Source organism: Nitrobacter sp. TKz-YC01 (assembly GCF_047824785.1).
In the GTDB taxonomy this organism is placed as follows: Bacteria; Pseudomonadota; Alphaproteobacteria; order Rhizobiales; family Xanthobacteraceae; genus Nitrobacter.
In genome coordinates, this window is the sequence record NZ_CP181167.1 from 688,450 (window position 1) to 711,787 (window position 23,338).

21 protein-coding genes, 2 tRNA genes and 2 pseudogenes are annotated in these 23,338 nt (G+C 63.4%); 17 read left to right on the forward strand and 8 right to left on the reverse strand.

The features are described 5' to 3' along the window. Positions 1–40: 40 nt before the first annotated feature. The 7 genes from hemC to socB all read left to right on the forward strand — a co-directional run bounded on the left by hemC (position 41) and on the right by socB (position 6,473). On the forward strand, positions 41–991 hold the full coding sequence (gene hemC, locus ACMYR2_RS03240; protein ID WP_347264937.1) for a hydroxymethylbilane synthase: 951 nt from the start codon (positions 41–43) through the stop codon (positions 989–991). 4 nt (positions 992–995) lie between these two features. Continuing rightward, the gene (locus ACMYR2_RS03245; RefSeq protein WP_347264936.1) at positions 996–1,742 is read left to right on the forward strand and encodes a uroporphyrinogen-III synthase; all 747 of its coding nucleotides are present in this window, start codon (positions 996–998) and stop codon (positions 1,740–1,742) included. A gap of 89 nt (positions 1,743–1,831) precedes the next feature. Then, complete coding sequence (locus tag ACMYR2_RS03250) at positions 1,832–3,310, forward strand: COG4223 family protein (protein ID WP_416193681.1); 1,479 nt, start codon at positions 1,832–1,834, stop codon at positions 3,308–3,310. A 7-nt stretch (positions 3,311–3,317) separates the two neighbouring features. After that, entirely contained in the window at positions 3,318–4,985 is a 1,668-nt protein-coding gene (locus ACMYR2_RS03255; RefSeq protein WP_347264934.1) for a heme biosynthesis protein HemY, read from the forward strand. A gap of 129 nt (positions 4,986–5,114) precedes the next feature. Next, positions 5,115–5,190 (forward strand) — tRNA-Thr (locus tag ACMYR2_RS03260). A 31-nt stretch (positions 5,191–5,221) separates the two neighbouring features. Continuing rightward, positions 5,222–5,773, forward strand: a complete 552-nt coding sequence (gene socA, locus ACMYR2_RS03265) for a type VI toxin-antitoxin system SocA family antitoxin (RefSeq protein WP_347264933.1) — start codon at positions 5,222–5,224, stop codon at positions 5,771–5,773. After that, positions 5,751–6,473, forward strand: coding sequence for a type VI toxin-antitoxin system SocB family DNA replication inhibitor toxin (gene socB, locus ACMYR2_RS03270; protein ID WP_416193682.1), 723 nt, complete (start codon positions 5,751–5,753; stop codon positions 6,471–6,473). The genes socA and socB overlap by 23 nt, the downstream gene beginning before the upstream one ends. A 6-nt stretch (positions 6,474–6,479) precedes the next feature. Here the strand turns inward: socB and ACMYR2_RS03275 are convergent. Beyond that, positions 6,480–6,825 (reverse strand): annotated as a pseudogene (locus ACMYR2_RS03275) (hypothetical protein). 81 nt (positions 6,826–6,906) lie between these two features. Here ACMYR2_RS03275 and ACMYR2_RS03280 point away from each other — a divergent pair. The 3 genes and pseudogenes from ACMYR2_RS03280 to istB all read left to right on the forward strand — a co-directional run bounded on the left by ACMYR2_RS03280 (position 6,907) and on the right by istB (position 9,787). Next, positions 6,907–7,233: a helix-turn-helix transcriptional regulator gene (locus tag ACMYR2_RS03280; RefSeq protein ID WP_347264931.1), complete on the forward strand. Its 327-nt coding sequence runs from the start codon at positions 6,907–6,909 to the stop codon at positions 7,231–7,233. A 191-nt stretch (positions 7,234–7,424) separates the two neighbouring features. Then, positions 7,425–8,958 (forward strand): annotated as a pseudogene (istA, locus tag ACMYR2_RS03285) (IS21 family transposase). After that, positions 8,924–9,787: an IS21-like element helper ATPase IstB gene (gene istB / locus ACMYR2_RS03290; protein WP_416192932.1), complete on the forward strand. Its 864-nt coding sequence runs from the start codon at positions 8,924–8,926 to the stop codon at positions 9,785–9,787. Before istA ends, istB begins: the two are co-directional and overlap by 35 nt. A 495-nt stretch (positions 9,788–10,282) precedes the next feature. Here the strand turns inward: istB and ACMYR2_RS03295 are convergent, their stop codons facing one another. After that, a complete protein-coding gene (locus ACMYR2_RS03295; RefSeq protein WP_416193683.1) occupies positions 10,283–10,537 on the reverse strand; it encodes a hypothetical protein in 255 nt (84 codons plus the stop codon). A 211-nt stretch (positions 10,538–10,748) separates the two neighbouring features. Between ACMYR2_RS03295 and ACMYR2_RS03300 the strand changes: the two genes are divergently transcribed. Further along, positions 10,749–11,228 carry a TerB family tellurite resistance protein gene (locus tag ACMYR2_RS03300; protein ID WP_347264486.1) on the forward strand — a complete coding sequence of 160 codons (480 nt, stop codon included), beginning with the start codon at positions 10,749–10,751 and terminating at the stop codon, positions 11,226–11,228. A 212-nt stretch (positions 11,229–11,440) separates the two neighbouring features. Further along, entirely contained in the window at positions 11,441–12,223 is a 783-nt protein-coding gene (locus tag ACMYR2_RS03305) for an SDR family oxidoreductase (RefSeq protein WP_347264485.1), read from the forward strand. Positions 12,224–12,429: 206 nt separating this feature from the next. Here ACMYR2_RS03305 and ACMYR2_RS03310 read toward each other — a convergent pair. Continuing rightward, a tRNA-Ala gene (locus tag ACMYR2_RS03310) sits at positions 12,430–12,505 on the reverse strand. 683 nt (positions 12,506–13,188) lie between these two features. Between ACMYR2_RS03310 and ACMYR2_RS03315 the strand changes: the two genes are divergently transcribed. Genes ACMYR2_RS03315 through folD form a run of 3 tightly spaced genes read left to right on the forward strand, consistent with a single transcriptional unit; the run spans position 13,189 to position 14,714 of the window. After that, the gene (locus ACMYR2_RS03315) at positions 13,189–13,479 is read left to right on the forward strand and encodes a YggT family protein (RefSeq protein ID WP_011313809.1); all 291 of its coding nucleotides are present in this window, start codon (positions 13,189–13,191) and stop codon (positions 13,477–13,479) included. Between the two features lie 11 nt (positions 13,480–13,490). Next, the gene (locus ACMYR2_RS03320) at positions 13,491–13,811 is read left to right on the forward strand and encodes a DUF167 domain-containing protein (protein ID WP_347264484.1); all 321 of its coding nucleotides are present in this window, start codon (positions 13,491–13,493) and stop codon (positions 13,809–13,811) included. A gap of 18 nt (positions 13,812–13,829) precedes the next feature. Continuing rightward, entirely contained in the window at positions 13,830–14,714 is an 885-nt protein-coding gene (gene folD / locus ACMYR2_RS03325) for a bifunctional methylenetetrahydrofolate dehydrogenase/methenyltetrahydrofolate cyclohydrolase FolD (protein ID WP_347264483.1), read from the forward strand. A 110-nt stretch (positions 14,715–14,824) separates the two neighbouring features. On the opposite strand, the gene ppa is transcribed toward folD, so the two are convergent. The 5 genes from ppa to ACMYR2_RS03350 form a co-directional block, all read right to left on the reverse strand. Then, positions 14,825–15,355, reverse strand: coding sequence for an inorganic diphosphatase (gene ppa / locus ACMYR2_RS03330; RefSeq protein ID WP_347264482.1), 531 nt, complete (start codon positions 15,353–15,355; stop codon positions 14,825–14,827). Positions 15,356–15,715: 360 nt separating this feature from the next. After that, positions 15,716–16,225: a GNAT family N-acetyltransferase gene (locus tag ACMYR2_RS03335; protein WP_347264481.1), complete on the reverse strand. Its 510-nt coding sequence runs from the start codon at positions 16,223–16,225 to the stop codon at positions 15,716–15,718. A gap of 299 nt (positions 16,226–16,524) precedes the next feature. Further along, positions 16,525–17,775 carry a flavin monoamine oxidase family protein gene (locus tag ACMYR2_RS03340; RefSeq protein WP_347264480.1) on the reverse strand — a complete coding sequence of 417 codons (1,251 nt, stop codon included), beginning with the start codon at positions 17,773–17,775 and terminating at the stop codon, positions 16,525–16,527. Positions 17,776–17,786: 11 nt separating this feature from the next. Then, positions 17,787–20,519 carry a DNA mismatch repair protein MutS gene (mutS, locus tag ACMYR2_RS03345; protein ID WP_347264479.1) on the reverse strand — a complete coding sequence of 911 codons (2,733 nt, stop codon included), beginning with the start codon at positions 20,517–20,519 and terminating at the stop codon, positions 17,787–17,789. Positions 20,520–20,672: 153 nt separating this feature from the next. Beyond that, a complete protein-coding gene (locus tag ACMYR2_RS03350; protein ID WP_347264478.1) occupies positions 20,673–21,539 on the reverse strand; it encodes a class I SAM-dependent methyltransferase in 867 nt (288 codons plus the stop codon). Between the two features lie 68 nt (positions 21,540–21,607). Here ACMYR2_RS03350 and ACMYR2_RS03355 point away from each other — a divergent pair, with 68 nt between their 5' ends. Then, complete coding sequence (locus tag ACMYR2_RS03355; protein ID WP_347264477.1) at positions 21,608–22,471, forward strand: alpha/beta hydrolase; 864 nt, start codon at positions 21,608–21,610, stop codon at positions 22,469–22,471. 284 nt (positions 22,472–22,755) lie between these two features. Next, the gene (locus ACMYR2_RS03360; RefSeq protein ID WP_347264476.1) at positions 22,756–23,247 is read left to right on the forward strand and encodes a Fur family transcriptional regulator; all 492 of its coding nucleotides are present in this window, start codon (positions 22,756–22,758) and stop codon (positions 23,245–23,247) included. The last annotated feature ends 91 nt before the right edge of the window (positions 23,248–23,338 follow it).

A 23,338-nucleotide genomic window follows, 5' to 3' on the forward strand; every position in this document is an offset into this window, starting at 1 on the left:
TTCCCTGTTCCTTCTTCGCGTAGCATTATGAGGTCCTCGCGTGCAATCCTCGGACGAGACAGACATTCTGGCAACGATCGGTACCCGGGGCAGCCCGCTGGCGCTGGCACAGGCCCATGAGGTGCGGGATCGGCTGGCGCGCGCGCATCAGGTGGCGCCCGAGCGGATCGCCATCAAGACCATCCGCACCTCGGGTGACGCCATTCAGGACCGGCCGCTGTTCGATGTCGGCGGCAAGGGACTTTTCACCAAGGAGATCGAGGAAGCGCTGCTCGCCGGCACCATCGACTTCGCGGTGCATTCGTCCAAGGACGTGCCGACATTCCTGCCCGACGCGACCTGGCTGCCCGCCTTTCTGCCGCGCGAGGACGTGCGCGACGTCTTCATCAGCCCGCGCGCGGCCTCCTTGAACGATCTGCCGGCGGGCGCGACGGTCGGGACCGCCTCGCTGCGGCGGCAGGCGATGGTGCTGAAGCTGCGTCCCGACCTGAAGGTCAATTCGCTGCGCGGCAATGTCGAGACGCGCCTGCGCAAGATTACGGCTGGCGAAGCCGACGCCACGCTGCTGGCGCTCGCCGGCTTGAACCGGCTGGGATTGCAGGACAAGGCGACGCGCATTCTGGAGACCGACGAATTCCTGCCGGCGGTCGGGCAGGGCGCCATCGCCATCGAATCCCGGCGTGATGACGACCGCATCAACGCGTTCGTGAAAGCGATCGGCGATCCTGAAACGGAAGTGGCGCTGAGCGCGGAGCGGAGCTTTCTGGCGCTGCTCGACGGCTCCTGCCGCACCCCGATTGGCGGCCATTGCCGCGTGAACGGCGACCGCATCGATTTCCGCGGCCTCATCATCTCTCCCGACGGCACGGAATTCTACGAGACCACGCGCGAGGGCGCGCGCGCGGATGCCGCCGCGCTCGGTGCGGACGCGGCGCATGAACTGCGAGAGCGAGCCGGTGAAAAATTCTTCACCCTGTTTGCCGGAGCGTGAAGGCGTGGCGGTTCTCGTCACACGGCCTGAACCGGACAACGAAACCACGGGCTCTGCGCTGCGTGCGATGGGGCGCGAGGCGCTGTTGTCGCCGGTATTGCGCTTCGAGGCGGTTGCTTTCGAAATCGACCGGGACGCGAATTATGCCGCGGTCATTGTCACTAGCGCCAACGCGCTGCGCGCGCTCGCCGTCCATCCGGGGATTGAATCGCTGCTGAAGCTGGCCGTGTTCGCAGTCGGCCGTCACACCGCCGAGGCCGCGCGCCGGGTCGGTTTCCAGGATGTGGTGGCGGCGGCCGGAGACGCCGCGGCATTGTGCGAACTCATCGTCAAGCGTGTCCGCGCGAAATCTCTGCCAAAGGGCGCCAGGATTCTCTATCTTGCCGCCGCTGACCGCTCATGCGATCTGGCGGGGAAGCTCGAAGGGCATGGTTTGGCTGTCGTGACGACGACATGTTACCGCATGGCGCCGGTGGCGAGCCTGTCCCGCGAGGTCTGTGACGCGTTCGCCGCGCACCGGATATCAGCGGTGTTGCATTATTCGCGCCGCAGCGCCCGTGCGTTCCTGGATGCCGTCCGGATCGGCGGCGTCGAGATATCGGCTCTGGCGGTCCCGCAATGTTGCATCTCGGGCGCGGTCGCCTCTGTTCTGCGGGATGCCGGCGCCCCCCATGTGGTGGAGGCGAGCGCTCCGGCGGAGGAAGCCGTCCTGGAGGCGTTGGATTGTGCGTTGCGGCCGCCGTCGCAGTAAGACGTGCGTTACGGCCGTAATCGCGATAAACAGGGAGAAGGGGTCTCGAATCGATACTCGATGTGTCGCCGCAATGGGGAACCGTGACGATGGCAGATGACAAGCATGACGACGCCTCCCGGGAGACAAACTCGCGCCCGCTTTCCACAGGCGACGAAGCGACTGGAAGTTCCGAGGCGGCGGAGCGCCACGTTCAGGCGGACGCGGGTGAAACGGCCGGCGATCACCAAAGCGATGATTGGCCGTTTACGACGCCTCCCGCTTCGGCCGAGGATGACAGACCGGACGACATCTCCCAGGACAGGAGCTGGCTGGATCAGTCCTCGGCCGCGGACGGCGAGACCGGCCAGAATTCAGAGGCCGCGGGCGATGCCGGGTCCGGCGGCGCGGCGGGTGATCAGCCGCCCGGCGAGCAGCCGGTTGCTCCGCGTTCTCCGTCCCGCGCGGCGTCGGCCCTGATCGCCGCCGTGACCGGTGCCGCAACCGCGGGGATTGTGGTTGGCGGCGCATGGCTGGCGGGCTGGCCGCCGTCACCCTTGGCTCCACCCTTGGCTCCTCCCCTGGCATCCTCAGCGTCGGTCTCGTCAACTTCGGCGCCGCAAGTGAGTCAGGCGGAATTCGGTGCTCTCGCGAGCCGGGTGGACCGGATCGAATCGACGGCAAGCAACGCGGCCGCTTCGTCGCTCGATCAGGCTACCGCCGAGCGCATCGAGACGCTGGACAAGTCGGCCGCATCCTTGCGTGAGGAACTGACGACGTTGCGCGAGGAGTTGGCGTCGGTACGCGGCCAGTCCGACAGGTTGGCCGCTGCGCTGAAGGACGGAACCGCCGCGCCTAAGAACGACGGCGAGACGCCGTCCGATGTTGCTCCATCCGACCTTGCGCCTTCCGATCTTGCGGCTATCAGCGCGCGCCTCGCGCAGACCGAACAACAGATCGAGCAGATGACGCAGAGTCTCACGGCTGAGATCGCCAAGCGTGACACGGAGTCAGCCAGGAATAGCGAGGAGACAGCCAAGTCCAGGCAGGCGGCTGTGACCGACGACGGGTCGCTTCGGCGGGCCGTTGCGGCGACGCTGCTGAATGTCGCCGTGCGTCAGGGACAGCCTTATGGCGATCTGCTCGCGGCATTCAGGACGCTGGTCTCCGAGCCGGATGCCCTGAAACCGCTGGAGACGTTCGCGGAGTCCGGAGTGCCGAGCGCGAACGCGTTGGGTCGCGAACTTCTTGCGATCGTTCCGAAGCTCGAGCCGTCGCCGGTCACGGTGTCCTCCGCCCACGACATCGTCAACCGGCTGCAGGAAAGCGCCGTGCGTCTGGTGCGAATCGAGCGCCTGGACACTGCGCCGGCCGGAGAATCCGCCGGCGCCGTCGTCGCGCGCATCAAGGTGGCCGCCCGGCACAACGACGTCGCCACCGCGAGAAAAGAACTGAATACCCTTCCGCCCACTGATCGTACCGCCGCGGAGGCCTGGATCGCCAAGGTCGACGCCCGCGATGCTGCTCTTGAAACTGCGCGTCAATTCGCTTCCGAAGCGATGGCCGCGCTGGCCAAACCGGCGCCATAGGTTCCAGATGTTGCGGATCATCCTGTTTCTCGTTCTTATCGCTCTCTCTGCATTGGGCGCCACCTGGATCGCCGATCAGACCGGCACGATCGTTCTGTCATGGGACGTCTGGCGGATCGAGACGACGCTCCCGGTGTTCGCGCTCGGGCTCGGCCTGCTGATCGTTGCCTCGCTCGTGGTCTGGAGCGTGGTGCACGGATTGTGGCAGGCGCCGACACGTATGCGCCGCGCCCGCCGGGAGCGCCGGATCGCGCGCGGCAGGGACGCCATCACGCGGGGGCTGCTCGCGATCGGTTACGGCGATGCCGCAGCCGCCCGCAATCATGCCAGGGCCGCCCGGCGTCTGGCGTCGAACGATCCGCTGGCGCTGCTCCTGCACGCCCAGGCCGCGCAGCTTGACGGGGACGCGAACCGCGCGCAACGCGCTTTCCGGACCATGGCCGAACGCGCGGATACGCGGCTATTGGGCTTGCGAGGGCTTTTCATCGAAGCCCAGCGTGCCGGCGATCCGGCGGCGGCGGTAGCCATCGCGGAGGAAGCGCTGAAGACCTCGCCATCCTCGATATGGGCTTCGCAAGCCGCGCTCGGCTTCCGTTGCGCGCGAGGCGACTGGACTGGCGCGCTCGCCATCCTCGACAAGAACGTGGCATCAGGTCGTATCGACAAGACGCTTTATCGCCGTCAGCGTGGCGTACTTCTGGCGGCGAGGGCGTTGGAGCTTGAAAAGTCCGATCGCGACCTGTCGCGCCAGACCGTGATGGAAGCGGTGAAGTTTGCGCCGACGCTGATTCCGGCCGTGGTGCTCGCAAGCAAGTATCTGAGCGAGGCGAACCAGATGCGGCGTGCGATGCGTCTCATCGAAACCGCGTGGCTTGCCCAGCCGCATCCCGATCTCGCCGATGCCTATGCGCATGTGATGCCGGGTGATTCCGCGCTGCAGCGGTTGGCGCGCGTCGAGAAACTGTCGGAGAAGGCGCCCGGTCATCCGGAAAGCGCGATGGCGATTGCGCGCGCGGCGATCGATGCCAGCGAATTCGCGCGGGCCCGCCAAGTTCTGGAGCCGCTGATCGCAGCGCCGACGCAACGCGTTGCGATGCTGATGGCCGAAATAGAGCACAACGAGCGCGGCGACAGCGGGCGCGCCCGCGCCTGGACGTTGCGCGCCGTGCGTGCCCTGCACGATCCGGTATGGACCGCGGACGGCTACGTGTCCGACCACTGGCGTCCGGTTTCGCCGTTAACCGGGCGGGTTGACGCGTTTCAGTGGCAAACGCCCTTGTCGGCCTTGCCTTCGAGCAGGCCTGCCTTGGTCGAGGCGGAAGTTGCGGACCAGATCGCGGAAGATGCGCCGCGCGTCGAAGCCTTGCCCGCCGCGCCTCCTGCCGGGGATTTCAGGGCTCAAGACGGCGCGATACCCCCGGCCGGGGTCGAAGCCGCATCGTCCGGAACGATCGCCATGCCGGACGAGACCGCGACAGCATCCGCCGATTACGCGCCATCGGAGGAGGACAACAGGTCCGGAGCTATTCCCGACGTGATCCCGATCGTTCGTGCTCCGGACGATCCGGGCGTCGATGATGACAATCCCCGGAATGAGGAGTTTGTCGAGGACGATACGGCGGCGGCGCGTCAGGCGGGAGGACTGCGCGGGCTTTTGTCGCGCCGGGGGAACTGAGGTAGTCGCGGGGACGGCGTTTTTTGCCGGCGGCGCGGCGGCCGGGTCCTTGCCAAGGGGGTTGGTGCCCGATATCAGAGGTCCCGCGCGCCGGGCCGGGCCCGGAGCCGCACGGCATGTGTGAAGGAAGCCGCTTTAGCTCAGTTGGTAGAGCACATCATTCGTAATGATGGGGTCAGGTGTTCGAGTCACCTAAGCGGCACCACTTCCCAGCCCGAGGAAGTCAAAGTGCGCAGATGACCGGTGGTCCATACGATCCGAGAGCCGTCGCCAACCTCATGCTGGACGAGGCTGACAGGTCGGGGATCAAGGTCACCAATCTCGCCCTTCAAAAACTCCTCTACTTCGCCCATTCCATTTTCCTGATCGAAGGCAAACGACCTCTGGTTAGCGGCTATTTCGAGGCATGGCAGTACGGGCCGGTGCATCCCACCGCCTACGCCGCATTTAAGACGGCTGGCAGTTCCCCTATCGACTTCCGCGCGACTGGGCAGAACGTGATGACCGGCGAGCGTACGACACTCAGTCTGCCCGAAGACCTATCCGTTCGCCGACATTTGGCGCGTATCGTGTCGTCCTATGGTCAACTATCACCGGGGCGGCTGGTGGACATCTCCCATGCCAAGGACGCGCCGTGGCACTACATTGCGGACAAAGGGCGAACGTCAGTTGCGCTGGGATTGCGAATCCCCGATGATGTAATCGTTAACCGATTCAAGAATCACAAGGTTTCCGTTGGCGCGGCTCCGGTCGCGGGAGAGCCGGATGAAGATACGCCGCTTACCTGAGATCGACCTTGCCCGCGTCGCAACTCTGCCGACCGACCAGAAGCGCCGCGCCCTTGAGCATTTCAAGCTCGGGCATCCAACGATCACCTACAAGCCAGTGCGCTCCCGGTTCGCAGACATCTTCAATGTCCAGCCCGATATGTTCGCGGTTGCCGATCCGACCGCATGGGCGGTTCTTGAACGACTGATACGGGCGAAGGCGACCTCCGACGACGAGTGCAACGCCAATCTGCTCGTCGCTAAGGGTTTGCACGAATTTGCACGCTCCAATGCATTGCGTAGCCGCTCTCAGGTCTTCTTCCCGCTATCGCTGAGCATTGGCGAGAAGGTCGAATACTGGTTGCCGATGGTGACGGCGCTTGATGCTGTCCCACTGGTGATCTTCATCGATCCCCGGCGCGGCAAGCGCCTGACGGCTGAGGCGAGGCGTTTCGTCTTCTCGATGATGCACGAGCACATTAGGGTCGCCAACCCCGACTTCGCCGCCGCTCGGCTCGGCATTGTTCAGTTTGGCGACGCCGCTGATGACCAGCGTCCAGTGAAGCTGAGCACCGACGAGGGAGTCGAACTTTTGGGCTTCGACGAACTCGACCAGATGGTGCGAGAGACCTACGACATCTGGCGCGAAGTCAGTGAAGCCCGCGAGGACGAGGTTCGCCGCAGGGCAGCTGGTGGCGGTCACGGCCCGCTGTTCGACTGATGCGCCTCAGCGCCCTTCCAGCCGCCGCCTGACGGCTTTCCGCACGCGATACCAATAGGTCTGCTCTGCGCCGTCGCTATCGTACCACGCGCGCTCATGACGGGCGAATGCCTCAAGCTCCGGGTCGGGATAGCAGGCAATAATGTCGTCAGCCACGCGGGCGATATCATCGGCGGGGATCAGTCTCGGCTTTATGCCGTCGGTCCAGACCATCCACAGCACGAGGCCAACGAAGGTGGCGGCTTGCCCGCCGAAGAAGATCAGCAAGAGCCAGTTGAAGACGTATCCCAGAGTATCGAATGCCGCCATGATACAGAACCACAACATCCACCTTAGCAGTATGAGATGTTATAGTTCTCGTTTTTGAGAATGCAAAGTTCTCATTTCTCGATTTGCGCAGCCGATTGCCGCTTTCGTCAGGAAGAGGTGCGCAATGGAGCTTCAGCGACTATTCGGTGCGAATGTGCGCCATCACCGAAAGGCCAAGGGCTGGACTCTTGAGCAGCTTGCCGGTCAGGTCGGCGTCTCCCGCGAGACCATCGGCAAAATCGAACGAGGCGTAGCCGCGCCGCTTTTCGAGACGGCCGAGAAAATCGCGGTGGCGTTCGGCGTTCCCGCACCCGTTCTATTCGGAGCCGATGCTTTCCCCGGCACCGGCGAACGGGCGCATCTGCTGACCGAGATCAATGGCACTCTTTCGCGCATGAACGACGACCAACTCGACCGCGCCGCAAGAATGCTCAAGGCGTTCGCGACGTGAAGGCAGCCGAGTAAGGTCAGAAGTTATGGGGCTGACTTTGGAGCCCGGTGGCGGCCTCCAAGCTCGCCCATGCGCGCGCTGTGTTTCGGCGTGGAATAAGGACCCTGTTTTCGGGGTAATCGGCATCCAATCGGGACCCCGGGGCAAGGGTCCACAGTGGCTTCCATCGAGTCATGGAAGCCGAGGTTGGAATGCTGGTGGTGGAGACGATTGCCAAGATCCGTCGCGCCTATTTTGTTGATGGTCGTCCGATCAAGGCGATTTGCCGAGAACTCGGCGTGTCGCGGAAGGTGGTTCGCAAGGTCATCCGTTCTCAATCGACGGAGTTTCGGTACGAGCGAGAGACACAGCCTCAGCCGAAGATGGGCCCTTGGAGTGCCGAGCTTGACCGGTTGCTGGTGGCAAACGAGAGCAAGGCGGCGCGAGAACGGCTGACGCTGATCCGGTTGTTCGAAGAGCTTCGCGGTCTGGGCTATGTCGGGGGCTACGATGCGGTTCGTCGATATGCGCGGCGCTGGAGCCAAGAGCGTGGCGCCTCGACCACCTCGGCCTATGTGCCACTGAGCTTTGCACCCGGGGAAGCCTACCAGTTTGACTGGAGCCACGAAGTGGTCCTGCTGAGCGGGGTCACGGTGATCGTGAAGGCGGCTCACGTCCGGCTCTGCCACAGTCGGATGCTGTTCGTGCGGGCCTATCCGCGCGAGACGCAGGAGATGGTGTTCGACGCCCATGACCGGGCGTTCGCACTGTTCAAGGGAGCCTGCAGGCGCGGCATCTACGACAATATGAAGACGGCGGTCGAGACGATCTTCGTCGGCAAGGGACGCCTTTACAATCGCCGCTTCCTGCAGATGTGCAGCCACTATCTGGTGGACCCGGTCGCCTGCACGCCAGCGTCGGGCTGGGAGAAGGGCCAGGTTGAGAACCAGGTCGGGCTGGTCCGCGAACGGTTCTTCACCCCGCGGCTGCGCTTCAAGACGCTGGATGAGCTGAACGCCTGGCTGCTCGATAAATGCATTGCTTACGCCAAAGCGCACCGACATCCGGAGTTCGCGGACCGAACCATCTGGGAAGTCTTCGAAGCTGAGCGACCAAGGCTCGTCCCCTATGCCGGTCGCTTCGACGGCTTCCATGCCGTGCCCGCCTCGATCTCCAAGACCTGCCTGGTGCGCTTCGACAACAACAAATACTCGGTGGCGGCGAGCGCCGTTGGGCGGCCTGTTGAAGTCCAGGCCTATGCGGACCGCATCGTAATCCGCCAAGACGGCCGGATCGTTGCCGAGCATCAACGATCATTTGGCCGCGGCGAGACGGTCTACGATCCCTGGCACTATGTGCCTGTCCTGATGCGCAAGCCCGGCGCCTTGCGCAACGGGGCGCCCTTTAAGGACTGGGTGCTGCCGGCTGCGATCGAGCGTGTGCGGCGAAAGCTTGCCGGCGCCGATGACGGCAATCGGCAGATGGTCGACATCCTCAACGCGGCGCTGACCGACGGTCTGCCAGCAGTTGAGGCCGCCTGCGCCGAAGCGGTCGCTCACGGCGTTCATTCCGCTGATGTCGTGCTCAACATCCTAGCTCGGCAACGTGAGCCGGCGCCACCAGCCAACATCATGACGCCGGCCGCACTGACGCTTCGCCATGCGCCGATCGCTGATTGTGCCCGCTACGACAACCTCCGGAGGACCAACTGATGGAACGAGCCCAAATCTTCGATCTCATGGGTGAGCTCAAGCTCTACGGAATGAAGGCCGCCTTCGACGAGATCATGGTGACCGCCATCAAGCGCCAGCATGAACCTCAGCGCATCGTCGGCGACTTGCTCACGGCCGAGATCAGCGAAAAGCAGGCGAGATCGATCAAGTACCAGCTCACCATCGCCAAGCTTCCTCTCGCCAAGGACATCGCTGACTTCCAGTTCGACGGCACGCCGATCAACCAGACACTTGTCAATGATCTCGCCGGCGGCGGCTTCATCGCCCAGCAACGCAACGTCGTGCTGGTCGGCGGTACCGGCACCGGCAAGACCCATCTGGCCATCGCCATCGCCAGGAGCTGCATCCGCTCCGGTGCCCGCGGGCGCTTTTACAACGTCGTCGACCTCGTCAACCGTCTCGAAAGCGAGACCCGCAACGGACGTCAGGGCCGGCTCGCCGAACATCTGACCCGGATGGACTTCATCGTTCTCGACGAACTGGGTTACCTACCGTTCGCTCAATCCGGCGGCCAGCTTCTGTTCCACCTCATCAGCCGGCTTTACGAGCGCACATCCGTCATCGTCACCACCAACCTCTCCTTCGGAGAGTGGCCCAGCGTGTTCGGCGATGCCAAGATGACCACTGCGCTGCTCGACCGGCTGACCCATCACTGTGACATCGTAGAGACCGGTAACGACAGCTGGAGATTCAAAAGCCGCGACGACGATCAAACAACCCGCGCTCGCACCGTCTCCGCAATCCCGGCCAGCTCCGACGCTGCGAGCGCTACCAGCAAAGCTCGCCGATCAAAGGGGGCCCTTTTGGACGCCGATGGAGGGTCCCGTTCCAACGCCGATTGACAGTCGTCCGATATCGCGAAGTTCATGTCACCGGTCTCGATCCATCGCATGCCGTGGCGCGAGTACACGCTGCCGGTGGATGGATAGGACGCCAAAGCAGTTGTTGCACGGCGTGCAACAACTGGCCTCAGGACAGAACTCAATGAGGCAACTTGTAAGAGGTGCTTACATGTTGAAATCAAGAATTCGCAGAAACCGGGACATCCCGACGCCCACGGACTCCCGCCCCCGGCCCAAACTGTGGACGCCGTTGATGGGGGGAGGTCCGGCGGGGTGCGGTGCCGATTAGTAGGGCACACGGCGAACTGTAGGCTTCTAGTAGTGTCGCGGGATCAAAGGGGTGGCAACAGGGTGATACCCCATGCTATCGCTCGACTCCTGAAAGTGGATTCTGGCCAATGGCTTGTCCAGCAGGGTCCAACGATTTTGTAGAGCGTCTAAGTCTCTGATATCGTTACGAAAAACAATTCGTAATGATGGGGTCGCGTGTTCGAGTCACCTAAGCGGCACCACTTCCTTCATCGCGCGATCTGGGGGATATTGGCGCCGATGGTTGCCGTCGATGCAGGCGGATTTCACTTTGACCCGATGGGGCGCGCCAATGATCCGTTTTGCCGTCGTTTTATCGCTTCTTCCGCTGATCGCCGTTACCGCCGTGGCGTCGGCCCAAACCGCCTCGGAAAAACATGACTCCGGCTGCGCGCGCGACGTGGCCAAATATTGCCGGGCCCAGATGAACGATGGCGACATGGTCGTTCTCTCGTGTTTGAAGGCACACCGCGCGAAGCTGAGTAAAAAGTGCGCCAGGACCCTGGCGAGGCACGACCATTAAACAACCGGAGCGTCTTTGCCGAAGTGTACTCCGGTTGCGAGGAGCCCTGGCGAATGGCGCATGTTCCGCGTTTCGCGCGCGTCTTGACCGCGCCGGTACGACATCCCCAAAAGGACGGCAGGCGAGCAGATGCTTGATAGATTGCGCAATTTCATCGTTGATGTCATATCGCCCGAAGCGCCGGAAACCCGGTCGTTCGACGAAACAGGCTGCAAGCTTGCCGCGACAGCGCTGTTCATCCATATCATCTCGCTCGACGGCGCGCCTTCCGACGTGGAAATCCGTAAGCTGCATGAACTGATCGAAACCCGCTTCGGATTGGATCCCGGCACCGCCAACAAGCTGATTACGTCGGCAACCCTGGCGGAAGGCGAGGCGGTCGATCTCTACCAGTTCACCAGCGTGCTGATGCGTTCGCTGAATGACGAGGACCGCTTGCGCATCGTCGAAATGATGTGGGAACTGGTGTATGCGGACGACCACGTCAGCGAGTTCGAGGAGAATGTCGTGTGGCGCGCCGCCGATCTCCTGGCGATTTCCTCGCGCGACCGTATCAAGCTCAAGCATCGCGTCGGCGCTAGTCGGTCCGCGCCAGATCCTGCGACCTGATCCGGGAATCTGCGAAACGCATCGCCGGGCGCGGTGAGCCGGACCCAAGCCCGGTCGTTGCACCTAGAGCATTATCGCTTCTGATTGAATCAGAAGCGAGACTCCATGATATTGATTTGACGCGTTTTCTTCACGCGAACCGGTACCCACTTCGCTCGAAAACGCTATAACGTTGATCGTGTCACCCTCCAACCATTTCAAGAGCGCAGATCGTGATCCATCCGGTGACGCTGATAACAGGTGCTTCCTCCGGGATCGGCGCCGAGTTCGCGCGGGTGTTCGCCGCGAACGGGCACAGGCTGGCGCTGGTCGCCCGGCGCGCCGATCGCCTCCATGCCCTCGCGGCTGAAATCGTCGCATCGGGGCGCATGGCTCCGATCGTCATTTCCTGCGATCTCGGCGAGACCGGCGCGGCAGAGAGGATCGCGGCTGCGCTCACCGCCGAAGGTGTCGAGGTCAAGTATCTCGTGAACAATGCCGGCTACGGATTGTCCGGTCACGCCGCCGAACTGGATCACGCCGATCAACTGGCGATGATCGACCTCAACGTCCGGGCGCTGACGGATCTGTCGCTGCGGTTTTCCGAAAGCCTGATCCGGCTGCGCGGCGGCATTCTCAACGTCGGGTCGATCGCCGGGTTTCTGCCGGGGCCCGGCATGGCCGTCTATTATGCGTCGAAGGCCTATGTCCTGTCATTCAGCGAGGCGCTGCGGGGCGAACTCGGTCCCCGCGGCGTCCATGTCACCGTGGTCTGCCCTGGTCCGGTCCCCACTGAATTTCAGGCGCGGGCGGGTGTGAAATCCAGTTTCCACTCTTCGATCCTGCAGGTCTCAGCAAAGGATGTCGCTCTCGAGGGCTATCGAGGGCTGATGGCTGACAAAAGAGCGGTGCTGCCGGGGCTGGGGGGCAAAATGCTGCCGTTGCTGCTTCGGCTGGTTCCGCGCGATGCTGTCCTGCGGGCTGTCGCGGCGTTTCAGGCGCGAAGACGGTTGTGAGGCTTCATCGGCCTGCGCATCCCAGGGTCCGTCACCGCTTCATTTGAACGGTGAAAGACCCATCTTTATGTTTTGACGCGTTTTCTTCACGCCAGCCGGATCCGCTTCGCCCGAAAACGCTATGGATACCGGCATCGTGGCTGTACCGACGACAATGTCGCGGTTGCACCGAAGAAAATCAGGGCAGGTTGGTGGATTCAGTCTGCTGGTGGAGCCAGGCGGGATCGAACCGCCGACCTCGTCATTGCGAACGACGCGCTCTCCCAGCTGAGCTATGGCCCCGTCTGCGATCGGCGGCGAAAGAACGGCGCTGCGATCGAAACGCCGCCATTTACAGTCCTCGCCAACGGCAAGTCAAGAACGGCCGACAGTATCGCGTTTTCGAGCGAAGCGGATACCGGTTCACGTGAAGAAAACGCGTCAAAACATTAAGATAGAGTCTGTCACCGTTCCATGAAGCCGTGAAAGGCTCACGCGCGAGCCGGGGCTTCAGGCCTCATTTGCCCCGCCTTCCCTTGTTTAGCGGGAACCAAAACGATATTTAGCAGGCTCGTGTTCCGAATTTGGAGCTCGTCGCCGAGGCTGGCAACCGGGCAGCGAAACTTCGGATGAGAGGGACACGACAGACCAGTGCTCAAATAGCCTTTCCGCTTCTGACGAAAAATCGGAAGCTGGGCTCTCAGATTTCGACTTCGCGCGTTTTCTTCACGCGAACCGGTACCCACTTCGCTCGAAAACGCTATAGTGTGGCTGCAATTCGGAGGTTCTCTTGACGGACGTTTGGCCAGGTGAAGAACTATTCGAACCTCCACGCCATATGCCGGTGGTCAGATCCTGACATTCGCATCCGGTTTCACCGAGCCTTCCCGCGAATGCCAGAATCGAACACCACTGGCAAATGAGTCGCGAAGGTCAAATTCATTCCACTGGTCGTATTCACGATCAAACCCGCGAGCTGATCCGCCATGCGCGCCATACTGGATATCGTCCTTATCATTCTCGACCTCTATGTCTGGCTGCTGATCGCCTCGGCGATCCTGTCATGGCTGATTGCATTCAATGTCGTGAATACCCGCAATCAGTTCGTCGGCGCGGTGGCTGAATTTCTGGAACGGATCACCGAACCCCTGCTGGCGCCGATCCGCCGGTTGTTGCCGAACCTCGGCGGGCTCGATATTTCTCCGATCATCCTGATCCTGATCATCCTGTTCATGCAGCGGGTCATCACCTATTACATCTATCCTGCCGTGTTCTGACCGGCAGTCCGGTGGAGCCGTGGCGGTATTCTTCGCAGGGCCTTTGCATCGCCTTGCGGGTGACGCCGCGCGGCGGCCGCGACGCGATCGACGGCATTGAAATGCTGGCGGACGGCCGGCCGGTGGTGAAGGTTCGCGTACGCGCCGTTGCCGACGGCGGCGAGGCCAACCGCGCTGTCATGGCGGTGCTGGCCAAGGCGCTGGGCGTGCGGAAAATCGATGTCCGGATACTCGCGGGAGCAACCTCGCGGCTGAAGCAGGTCGCGGTCGAGGGCGATCCGGTCCAACTCGGCAACGTCCTGCGCGCATTGACAGCGGTTCAAACGAAATAGCCCGAACTGGGGATCAGCATGGCGGCCAGTCTCATCGATGGAAAAGTCATTGCCGCCGATTTGCGCGCGCGGGTGGCCGTTGAAGTGGCGCGGATGAAGCGCGATCACGCGCTGACGCCGGGCCTCGCCGTGGTGCTGATCGGCAACGATCCGGCGAGCGAGGTCTACGTCCGCAACAAGCACAAACAGACCCAGGCCGCCGGAATGGCGTCGTTCGAGCACGTGCTGCCCGCGGATGTCGCACAGGCCGATGTGCTGGCGCTGATCGCTGAACTGAATGCGAATCCCGCCGTTCACGGCATTCTGGTTCAACTGCCGTTGCCGAAGGGGCTTGATACCGAGGCGGTCATCGCCGCCATCGATCCGGCCAAGGATGTCGATGGGCTGCATCCCCACAACGCCGGCCGTCTCGCCGGCGGCCTGCCGGCCCTGTCGCCCTGCACGCCGCTTGGCTGCATCATCCTGACCAAAAGCGTGCGCGCCTCGCTCGAAGGCCTGGAGGCCATCGTGATCGGCCGCTCCAATCTCGTGGGACGGCCGCTGGTGCAGTTGCTGCTCAATGAAAACGCCACGGTGACGATCGCGCATTCGCGCTCCCGCAACCTGCCCGACCTCTGCCGCCGAGCCGATCTGGTCTATGCGGCGGTCGGCAGGGCCGAAATGGTGCGCGGCGACTGGCTCAAGCCGGGCGCAACGGTAATCGATGTCGGCATCACGCGCGTGCCGGCGGCCGAGGGCAAAACGCGGTTGATCGGCGACGTGGCGTTCGATGAGGCGATGCAGGTCGCGGGCGCTGTGACGCCGGTGCCCGGCGGCGTCGGGCAGATGACCGTGGCCTGCCTGCTGGTCAACACGCTGCGCGCGGCCTGCGCGATCAGGGGACTGCCCGCGCCGGGGGTATGAGCTCCAAGCGGCGGTCATTGCCCGGCTTGATTGTTCACGGAGTTAACTGATACGCGCGCGGCGCGAATGATCGCCGTTCCTCGAAATTCGTGTCCGCAGTTGATGCCTGACTACTTTCCTTCGGCCCGCGCGATGCCTTCCAGGATCAGCCTGCGGGCGTCGTCGGCGCTGCCCCAGTTCAGCACCTTGACCCACTTGCCGGGTTCGAGATCCTTGTAGTGCTCGAAGAAGTGCTGGATCTGCTGCAGCGTGATATCCGGCAGGTCGTCGTAGTTTTTGATCCTGTCATAACGCTGGGTCAGTTTCGACGTCGGGACGGCGATGATCTTCTCATCGCCTCCCGCCTCGTCCTCCATCATGAGCACGCCGACGGGCCGAACGCTCATCACCGCGCCCGGCACGATGGCGCGGGTGTTGGCGACCAGAACGTCGCAGGGGTCGCCATCCTGTGACAGCGTGTGCGGGATGAAGCCGTAGTTACCGGGATAGCGCATCGCTGTGTAGAGAAACCGGTCGACCACCAGCGTGCCGGCATCCTTGTCCATCTCGTACTTGATCGGCTCGCCGCCGACCGGCACCTCGATGATGACATTCACCTCGTGCGGCGGATTGGGTCCGATTGAGATTGCGTCGATACGCATCGGGGCTCCGTGAATTGAAGGGCGTCGGTCAACACATAGAGCCTTTCCGCTTATGACGGAATCAAAAGCGAGCCTCCTAATCTTGATCTGACGTTGTATTCGCGCAAACCGGTAAATCGATCCCCGGGTCGAGCCCTGAGGACATGCTTCACGCGAAACAGTGCAGGCGTCATACGCCAGCTTGATCCGCGTATCCATCTCTCTTCGAGAAAAGCCTTCCGGAAAAAGATGGATGGCCGGCACCACAGGCGAGCGTAAGCAACGCCGTTCTTTATAGGCGAGCGTAAGCTATGCCGCTGTGCAAAGAAAATGCTCGGCAACGACCGGGACGTTGAATATCGAGGATCGGAGACCGGACGTTTAACCCGTCCAAGCGAACGCGACCTTGTCGAGCGACTTTGCCCCGAACCTCTCGGAGGAGCGGGCAACCATGCGGCCGCCGAGCGCACAATAGAACTCAATCGCCGGTTCGTTGTCGGACAGCGCCCAGGTCACCACGCTTTTCAGGCCGCTCTGTACCAGATCGCGCCGGGCCGCGGCGAACAGCCGGCGGCCAAAGCCCAGGCCCTGGAATTCGGGGCGCAGGTAGAGTTCGTAGACTTCACCATCGTACTGCAGGCTGCGGGCGCGGTTGCGGCCGTAATTGGCGTAGCCGGCGATCTGCTCGCCGAAAACCAGAACGCTGATACGGCTGCCCTTGCGGATCGCGCTGTCCCACCACTGCGGGCCGCGCCGGTTGATCAGCTTTTCAAGCTCCGCGCCGGGAATGATGCCCTGATAGGCCGAGCGCCAGGACTCGTCGTGGGTCGCCGCGACCGCGGATGCATCCGCGACCTTGGCCGGCCGGAGTTCGATCAGGGTCGTGCTCATGTGCCGATCAAAGCAAGTCGGCGCGCGGTGTTCAAGGTCCATCGTTAATTAAGGGTTAATATGTGGATTTCGTGCATCATAGCTGCGACGTTTTGTATCTAAACGGGACAGCGGCGACGTCGGCGTGTGCGATTGTCGAGGTAGCGGAAGAGAAATCAGCACCACGAAGTTGTTGCCGCGCTTCGTTGCATCCGCAAGCTGTCCCGTCCTGTGCGTGCTGGTCGTATTGTCGGTCGCAGCAATGCGCTGTCGCACCTGCTGTTGAAGGCTCGTCCTCATTCTCGCTCGGATGCGGACGGTCACCGCTGCCTTGCCGCCATCGCTTCCCGCGCGGCGCGCTCGCCGCTGTCGCGCGCGCCGTGCGCCGTGGAAAAGAAGTTCGGCGAGGTGGCTTCTCCCGCGAAGAACAGCCGGTCGTCGACGGGCGCGGCGAGGACGGCGCGGGCACAGGCCCGGCCCGGCAGCGCGTGGGAATAAGCGCCTTGCGCGAAGGGGTCGCTGGCCCAGCGTGATTCCGCGAGCGGTTTCAGCTTCCTGCGATAATCCGAGCCAAGCAGCGCCGTGATTTCCTCGATCGCCTGCGCGGCGAATGCGCCGTCGCCGGCATCTTCCAGTTCGCGCGCGAAACTGCCGCCGAAAAATCCCTCGATGCAGGGCTGGCCGAACGGACGCAGGTGATAGGTTCCGATCTTTGTTCGCAGCGTCGCGCCGCTCAGGTTGCCGTCTTTCGGCAGCATGTTCCCGGGATCGTCGAGGGCCAGCATGATCTTGTCGTCGACGCCGAGCGGCAGATCAGACGCGGCGTTCACTTTGGCGGGAAGTCCGGGATGGAAGCGGATCGATTCGTTCGCGAGCAGGTTGGTCGGGACCGTGACGATCACCTGCGTCGCGCACAGCACGCCGTTCGAAGTTTCGATGCGAATGCGCCGCGCGGAATGATCGATCCGCTGAACCCGCGTGTTCAGCGCGAGCGGACAGGACCGGGCGTAGGCCGCGATCAGCGCGCCGTAGCCGCGGGGCACCCGCCAGTTTATCTTTGTATCTTCATAGGCCGCCGTGTCGCGAACCGACACGCTATCGAGTTCGCAGCCGTTCACATAGGTCGAGACGGCGTCGATGACCGGATTCCAGCGGTTGCCCTTTTCGAGATGGCGGCTGGCGGCGTCATCGGCATCGTTCTTCGCTGCTTGCTGAATGCGCTCGTCGAACGCATCCAGCGCGGTCAGGAAGTTCTCGCGCTCAGCTTCCGTGAATCCGGCGGCAAAACTTTGCTCGCGCCATGGGGGCGGCGTCTTGTCGATTTCGAAGCCGAGCTTGCCTGCGATCGCAACGAAGGAGTTCCTGTCGGCCGAATGCAGCCAGCCGCAGCCGAGATCGAAGACGATACCGGGGGCGGGGATGATGGTATGGGCGCGTCCGCCGACGCGGCCGCGGGCTTCCAGCACGATGACGGAGAGGCCGGAGTCTTTCAGCGCATCGGCCGCGCCGAGCCCGGCGGCGCCGGCTCCGATAATGGCGACATCGACATGGGATGGGAGATTTCGCGACATCGCAACACTGACTACTGTTTCGGCAGTTTCGCCTTGAGTGCATAGAGCGCATCCAGCGCCTCGCGCGGCGACATCTCGTCGGGGTGCAGGGATTTCAACGCTTCGATCAATGCGGCGGCCTCGCCCGGCGGCGCGGATTCGCCGGCGTCGCGCGAGATTACCGCGAACAGCGGCAGGTCGTCCGCCAGCGCTCGCACGGTTGATCCGCGATCCTGCGCCTCCAGTTTCGCCAGCACTGATTTCGCCCGCGCGATGACCGGTGGCGGAAGCCCGGCGAGCCTGGCTACCTGAATGCCGTAAGAGCGGTCGGCGGCGCCAGGCAGCACCTCGTGCAGAAACACCACCTCGCCGTGCCATTCCTTGACCCGGACGGTGGCGTTGAACAGCCGCGGCAGTTTTGCCGACAGCGCGGTGAGCTCGTGGTAGTGCGTGGCGAACAGCGCGCGGCACCGGTTGCTTTCGTGCAGGTGCTCGATCGTCGCCCATGCGATCGACAGGCCGTCGAAGGTCGCGGTGCCGCGGCCGATCTCGTCGAGAATGACCAGCGCGCGTTCCGACGCCTGATTGAGGATGACGGCGGTTTCCACCATCTCGACCATGAAGGTCGAGCGGCCGCGCGCAAGATCGTCGGCTGCGCCCACGCGCGAGAACAGCCGGTCGATGATGCCGATGCGCGCGCGGCTCGCCGGTACGAAGCTGCCGACCTGCGCCATCAGCGCGATCAGCGCGTTCTGGCGCAGGAAGGTGGATTTCCCCGCCATGTTCGGGCCGGTGAGCAGCCAGATCTGCCCGGCCCCCTCGCTTTCCTCCCCCGGAGGAGGTGGCGGCGACAGATCGCAGGCGTTGGCGATGAACGGCTGACCCGTGCGCTTCAGCGCCTGCTCGACCACCGGATGCCGCCCGCCTTCGATGGCGAAGCTCAGCGAGGCGTCAACTTCCGGCCGGGTATAGTTCTCGTCGATCGCGAGTTTCGCGAGCGAGGCCGCGACGTCGAGTTGGGCGAAGGCGTGCGCGGCGCTGCGCAGGTCGTCGCCATTCCCGATCGCCATCGCGGCGAGCCGGTCGAAAATCTCGAGTTCAAGACCGAGCGCGCGTTCGCCGGCATTGGCGATCCTGGCTTCGATTTCACCGAGCTCCGACGTGGTGAACCGCACCTGACCGGCCAGCGTCTGGCGATGGATGAAGGTGGCGTTGAGGGGAGCGCTCATCAGCCGGTCGGCGTGCTGCGCCGTCACCTCGACGAAATAGCCGAGCACGTTGTTATGGCGGATCTTGAGCGTCCTGACGCCGGCTTCCTCGGCGTAGCGGGCCTGCATCGCGGCGACGACGAGGCGGGAATCGTCGCGCAGCTTTCGCGCCTCGTCCAGCGCGGCGTCACAGCCTTCGCGGACGAAGCCGCCGTCGCGCTTCATCAGCGGCAGGTTGTCGGACAGCGCATTGCCGAGTTCGCGCGCAAGCTCGCGGGAGGGCCGTCGCAGCGCCTGCATCGCGGCGGCGATTCCCTCCGGCGGATCGGAAAGTCCGGCGAGCCGCGCGAGCGTCTGGTCCGCCGCCATGATGCCGTCGCGCAGGCCCGCGAGGTCGCGCGGCCCGCCGCGCCCGAGCGAGAGCCGCGCCAGCGCCCGCGACATGTCGGGCGCGGTCCGCAGGATGGCGCGGATGTCGTCGCGCGCCGCGCTGTCGGACGTCAATGCGGCGACGGCGTCGAGCCGCCGCGTGATCGCTGCCGTGTCGGTCAGCGGGGCCGCCAGCCGTTGCGCCAGGAGGCGCGATCCCGCCGCCGTCATGGTGCGGTCGATGGCGTCGAGCAGCGAACCGCGCCGTTCGCCGGCGAGCGTGCGGGTCAGTTCGAGGTTGGCGCGGGTGGCGGGATCGATCGCCATGGTGCTGCCGGACGCCTCGCGCGATGGCGGCGACAGCGGAGGCCGCTGGCCGATCTGGGTGCGGTCGATGTAGGTGACGGCGGCGGCGGCCGCGGTCGCTTCCAGCCGCGACATGGCGCTGAGGCCGTCCATGGTGGCCACGGCGAAATAATCGCACAGCCGCCGTTCGGCGGTCGCGCCGTCGAAGGCGTCGCGGGGCAGCGGCGTCACCGACGGCAGTTCGCGCAGCAGGGCGCCGAGGTCCGGATCGCCATGAAGCGCGTCGGAGACGATCACCTCGTTGGGGTTGATGCGCGCGAGCGTCGCCGCCAGTTCATTGGCCCCGCATTCGGTCACCATGAACTCGGCGGTCGAGATGTCGATCCAGGCCAGCGCGAAGCGATCGACGCTGCCGGATGATGCCCGCGCCTGCGCCAATGCCAGCAGGTAGTTGTTGGCGTGGGCGTCGAGCAGCGTGTCCTCGGTCAGCGTGCCGGGGGTGACAAGGCGCACGACGTCCCGGCGCACCACGCTCTTGTTGCCGCGTTTGCGCGCGGCGGACGGATCCTCGGTCTGCTCGCACACCGCGACGCGGTGGCCGGCTGCGATCAGCCGGTGCAGGTAGTCGTCCGAGCGTTCGACCGGAACGCCGCACATCGGGATGTCCGCGCCCTGATGCTTGCCGCGTTTGGTCAGCGTGATGCCGAGCGCGCGCGAGGCAATTTCGGCGTCCTCGAAGAACAGCTCGTAGAAATCGCCCATCCGGTAGAACAGCAGCAGGCCGGGATTGGCCGCCTTGATTTCAAGGTACTGTTCCATCATCGGCGTCACCCGCGCGAAAGCGGGGTCTGGCGATGTCGAAACGGCGCGCTGGGTCGTCATGGCGGTGAAGCTACAAAGTTTCAGCGCGGGTTCCTATGACCTTGCGGTGGCGCTGCGCGTTTTCCACGCATCGCTTCCCGTTCGCGCCGTGAAGCGTCGTGTTTTTCGCCCCGCTCATGAAGAACCGGAGCAACAGACAGGAGCTGATCAAGATCAGGGGACGGTGGCCCAGGCCCCCACGAGGCGGGGGTAGAAAACGCAATATTCGTCGGAAGCGACTTCCTCCAGCAGCCGCTGGCGCAGCGTCTCGATCCCCACGGCTTCCTCGGTCGCTATTCCCAGCTTCACGATCGCCGGCAGCATGCTGCGCACGGAGTCGACCAGGAAGTCTATCGCGGCCGCGTCAGCGGTCGTTATCCGGGTGAGCCCGGCCATCTGCGGCGTCAAGCCCGCGGCACGGAAGGTGCCGAACAGCGCCACGCCCATATCGATCTGGCGTCCGATCCGGCGATAGACTTCACAGATCCAGCCGAGGCACTGTTGAAAACGCGTCAACGGCGGATAAACCGCTGCCGTGCTCAGATCGAATTCGATAAATGAGATGATCGCTCCGGTCCGCAGACGGTCGCGCAGCCTGCTCAGCGCATCGGCCGGATTTGCAAGGTGGATAAGGATGAATCGACCTATGACGGCGTCGAACCGCGAGCAGTCCTCAAGGCTTTCGAGCGTTCCCGGCGACAAGCTCACCCAGCCCTTGCCGTCGGCATCGAGCCGCCTCCGCGCAATCGCCAGCGCCTCGGCGGCGGGATCGATTCCCTTCAGGCTTCCCGATTGTGAAACAAGGTCCGCGGCAATCAGGGAAACATCGCCAACGCCGCAACCGACGTCGAGAACCTGCATTCCTTTCTTCAATCCGGCGCGCATGAGAAGATCACGCGTGAGGCCGGAGAACAGCGCGCCCTGGCTGCCAAGCCTTTCGAGCTCTTGATCGGAATGGCCCAACACATAGTTTGCGCGGGCCTTGCCATCCTGATCTTCGACCGTCGCAGCGCCGGCTTCGGAAAGAGGCGGATTACTCACAAATCTCTCCTCAATCTTTAACACCTTTTACATTTTATCGTGCCTAGGCTGGGGACAGAGGTAGGAAGATGTTGTCGCGCACGATCGAGACGTCACAGGGGCGGATAGCCTTCCTGGAAAGTTCAGGGAGCGGCACGCCGGTTGTTTTTATACATGGAAACTCGACCTGTCGTGACGTATTTCGGCATCAATTCGAAACAACAACGCTGGCGACGGCACGGCATATCATCGCGATCGATCTGCTTGGTCATGGACAATCGGATGACGCGCTGGATCCGCAAAAAGCCTACACCATTCCCGGTTACGCGACGACGCTGATCGAGGCGTTGCGATCACTGAACATCACACGGGCGGCGCTTGTCGGCTGGTCGCTGGGTGGACATGTCAGCCTCGAAATGATCGGGCAGGGGTTTGATGCCACGGGCGCCATGATCATCGGCGCGCCGCCCATCAAGCGCGGCATTCTGGGAATGGTCCGCGGCTTTCAGGCTCAGCTCGATCTGCTGCTCGCAACCAAAAGCGTGCTGAATGCGCGTGACATCAGCCGATTCGCGCGTGCCTGCGTCGGCGAGAAGTACGCGGCGCAGCTCCATGACACGATCTCGCGCACGGACCGTCGCGCGCGCCAGGTCCTGGGGCGTGGATTACGATCCGGGCTCGGCGTCGATCAACGCTGGGTCGTCGAAAACCTGCCGACACCGATCGCCGTGGTCAACGGTTCCGAGGAGCCCTTCGCGCGCCTCGACTATGTGGCAGGCATCTCTTATGCCGCCCTTTGGGATCGTCGTTGCCACATCATCGACGGCGTCGGCCACGCGCCCTTCCTCGAAGCGCCCGAGCGGTTCAATCCGCTGCTCCTCCGCTTTCTGGGTGATATCCATTGCAGCGGCATCGACGGTACATCGCAGCCACAAATCCGCAGCGTTGCCTGAGCGCGGCAAGCCTAATTCACCCAAGTCTTAGCTGAGATCGATTCCGCGTAGCTATCGACCCCGCGCTTCCAGCGTCGATCACCGCGACGGCGAACGCTGGCGCCTCGCCACCTTGGCCGATTCCGCGTCGGATGTGAACGAATGGGCTGGAGCCTCTGCGGCTTCACGATGTGGCGCGCCGGGGTCGTTATATTATATTGCATCGCAGTAAGATCTGAGAAAGTTGCCGGGATGATTCTGAAATGGGGAGCGGAACCGGTTCAAACGGGTTAATGGATAATCGAATGACCGCGACCAGACCGACATTCCCGGTTCCGGGACATGACCACGACCGCTGCGCCGCGGAGGCGATCAGCCACGCGGAGCAAATCTGCGCGCGGCGCGGCCAGAAATTCACGCCTATCCGTCGTCAGGTGCTCCAGGCGCTGCTGTCGAGCCATCGGCCTCTCGGCGCCTATGAGGTGATCGAGGAACTGGCGAAATCGATCTCGCGCCCGGCGCCGATCACGGTCTATCGCGCGCTCGATTTTCTGATGGGGAACGGTCTGGTTCACCGGATCGAAAGCCGCAACGCGTTTCTGGCCTGCGGACACGACCATGATGAGAGCGCGATGGTGGCGTTTCTGATTTGCGAGCAGTGCGGTTCGGTCGGCGAGATTCCAGCAAGCCGCGTGGCGCGGAGCCTGAGCGATGCCGTCCGCAGCACGGGGTTCACACCGAAACTGTCCGTGGTTGAAATCACCGGTACCTGCGCGCATTGCCAGAACGCTTCCTAGAGCATGATCCCGAAAAGTGGAAACCGGTTTTCGGATAAGATCATGCTCGATCAAAAGTTAAGGCAAGTGTCCCTTTCAATGCTTTCAAGAA

Bases quoted from the DNA above. Each gene is read 5' to 3' on its own strand.
- ACMYR2_RS03250 (WP_416193681.1), top strand. From the start codon at position 1,832: ATGGCAGATGACAAGCATGACGACGCCTCCCGGGAGACAAACTCGCGC.
- ACMYR2_RS03335 (WP_347264481.1), bottom strand. From the start codon at position 16,225: ATGAGCACGACCCTGATCGAACTCCGGCCGGCCAAGGTCGCGGATGCA.
- folD (WP_347264483.1), top strand. From the start codon at position 13,830: ATGGCGGCCAGTCTCATCGATGGAAAAGTCATTGCCGCCGATTTGCGC.
- istB (WP_416192932.1), top strand. From the start codon at position 8,924: ATGGAACGAGCCCAAATCTTCGATCTCATGGGTGAGCTCAAGCTCTAC.
- ACMYR2_RS03360 (WP_347264476.1), top strand. From the start codon at position 22,756: ATGACCGCGACCAGACCGACATTCCCGGTTCCGGGACATGACCACGAC.
- ACMYR2_RS03295 (WP_416193683.1), bottom strand. From the start codon at position 10,537: ATGTCGCCATCGTTCATCTGGGCCCGGCAATATTTGGCCACGTCGCGC.
- ACMYR2_RS03300 (WP_347264486.1), top strand. From the start codon at position 10,749: ATGCTTGATAGATTGCGCAATTTCATCGTTGATGTCATATCGCCCGAA.
- ACMYR2_RS03280 (WP_347264931.1), top strand. From the start codon at position 6,907: ATGGAGCTTCAGCGACTATTCGGTGCGAATGTGCGCCATCACCGAAAG.
- ppa (WP_347264482.1), bottom strand. From the start codon at position 15,355: ATGCGTATCGACGCAATCTCAATCGGACCCAATCCGCCGCACGAGGTG.
- socB (WP_416193682.1), top strand. From the start codon at position 5,751: ATGAAGATACGCCGCTTACCTGAGATCGACCTTGCCCGCGTCGCAACT.
- mutS (WP_347264479.1), bottom strand. From the start codon at position 20,519: ATGACGACCCAGCGCGCCGTTTCGACATCGCCAGACCCCGCTTTCGCG.
- ACMYR2_RS03355 (WP_347264477.1), top strand. From the start codon at position 21,608: ATGTTGTCGCGCACGATCGAGACGTCACAGGGGCGGATAGCCTTCCTG.
- socA (WP_347264933.1), top strand. From the start codon at position 5,222: ATGACCGGTGGTCCATACGATCCGAGAGCCGTCGCCAACCTCATGCTG.
- ACMYR2_RS03315 (WP_011313809.1), top strand. From the start codon at position 13,189: ATGCGCGCCATACTGGATATCGTCCTTATCATTCTCGACCTCTATGTC.
- ACMYR2_RS03255 (WP_347264934.1), top strand. From the start codon at position 3,318: ATGTTGCGGATCATCCTGTTTCTCGTTCTTATCGCTCTCTCTGCATTG.
- ACMYR2_RS03340 (WP_347264480.1), bottom strand. From the start codon at position 17,775: ATGTCGCGAAATCTCCCATCCCATGTCGATGTCGCCATTATCGGAGCC.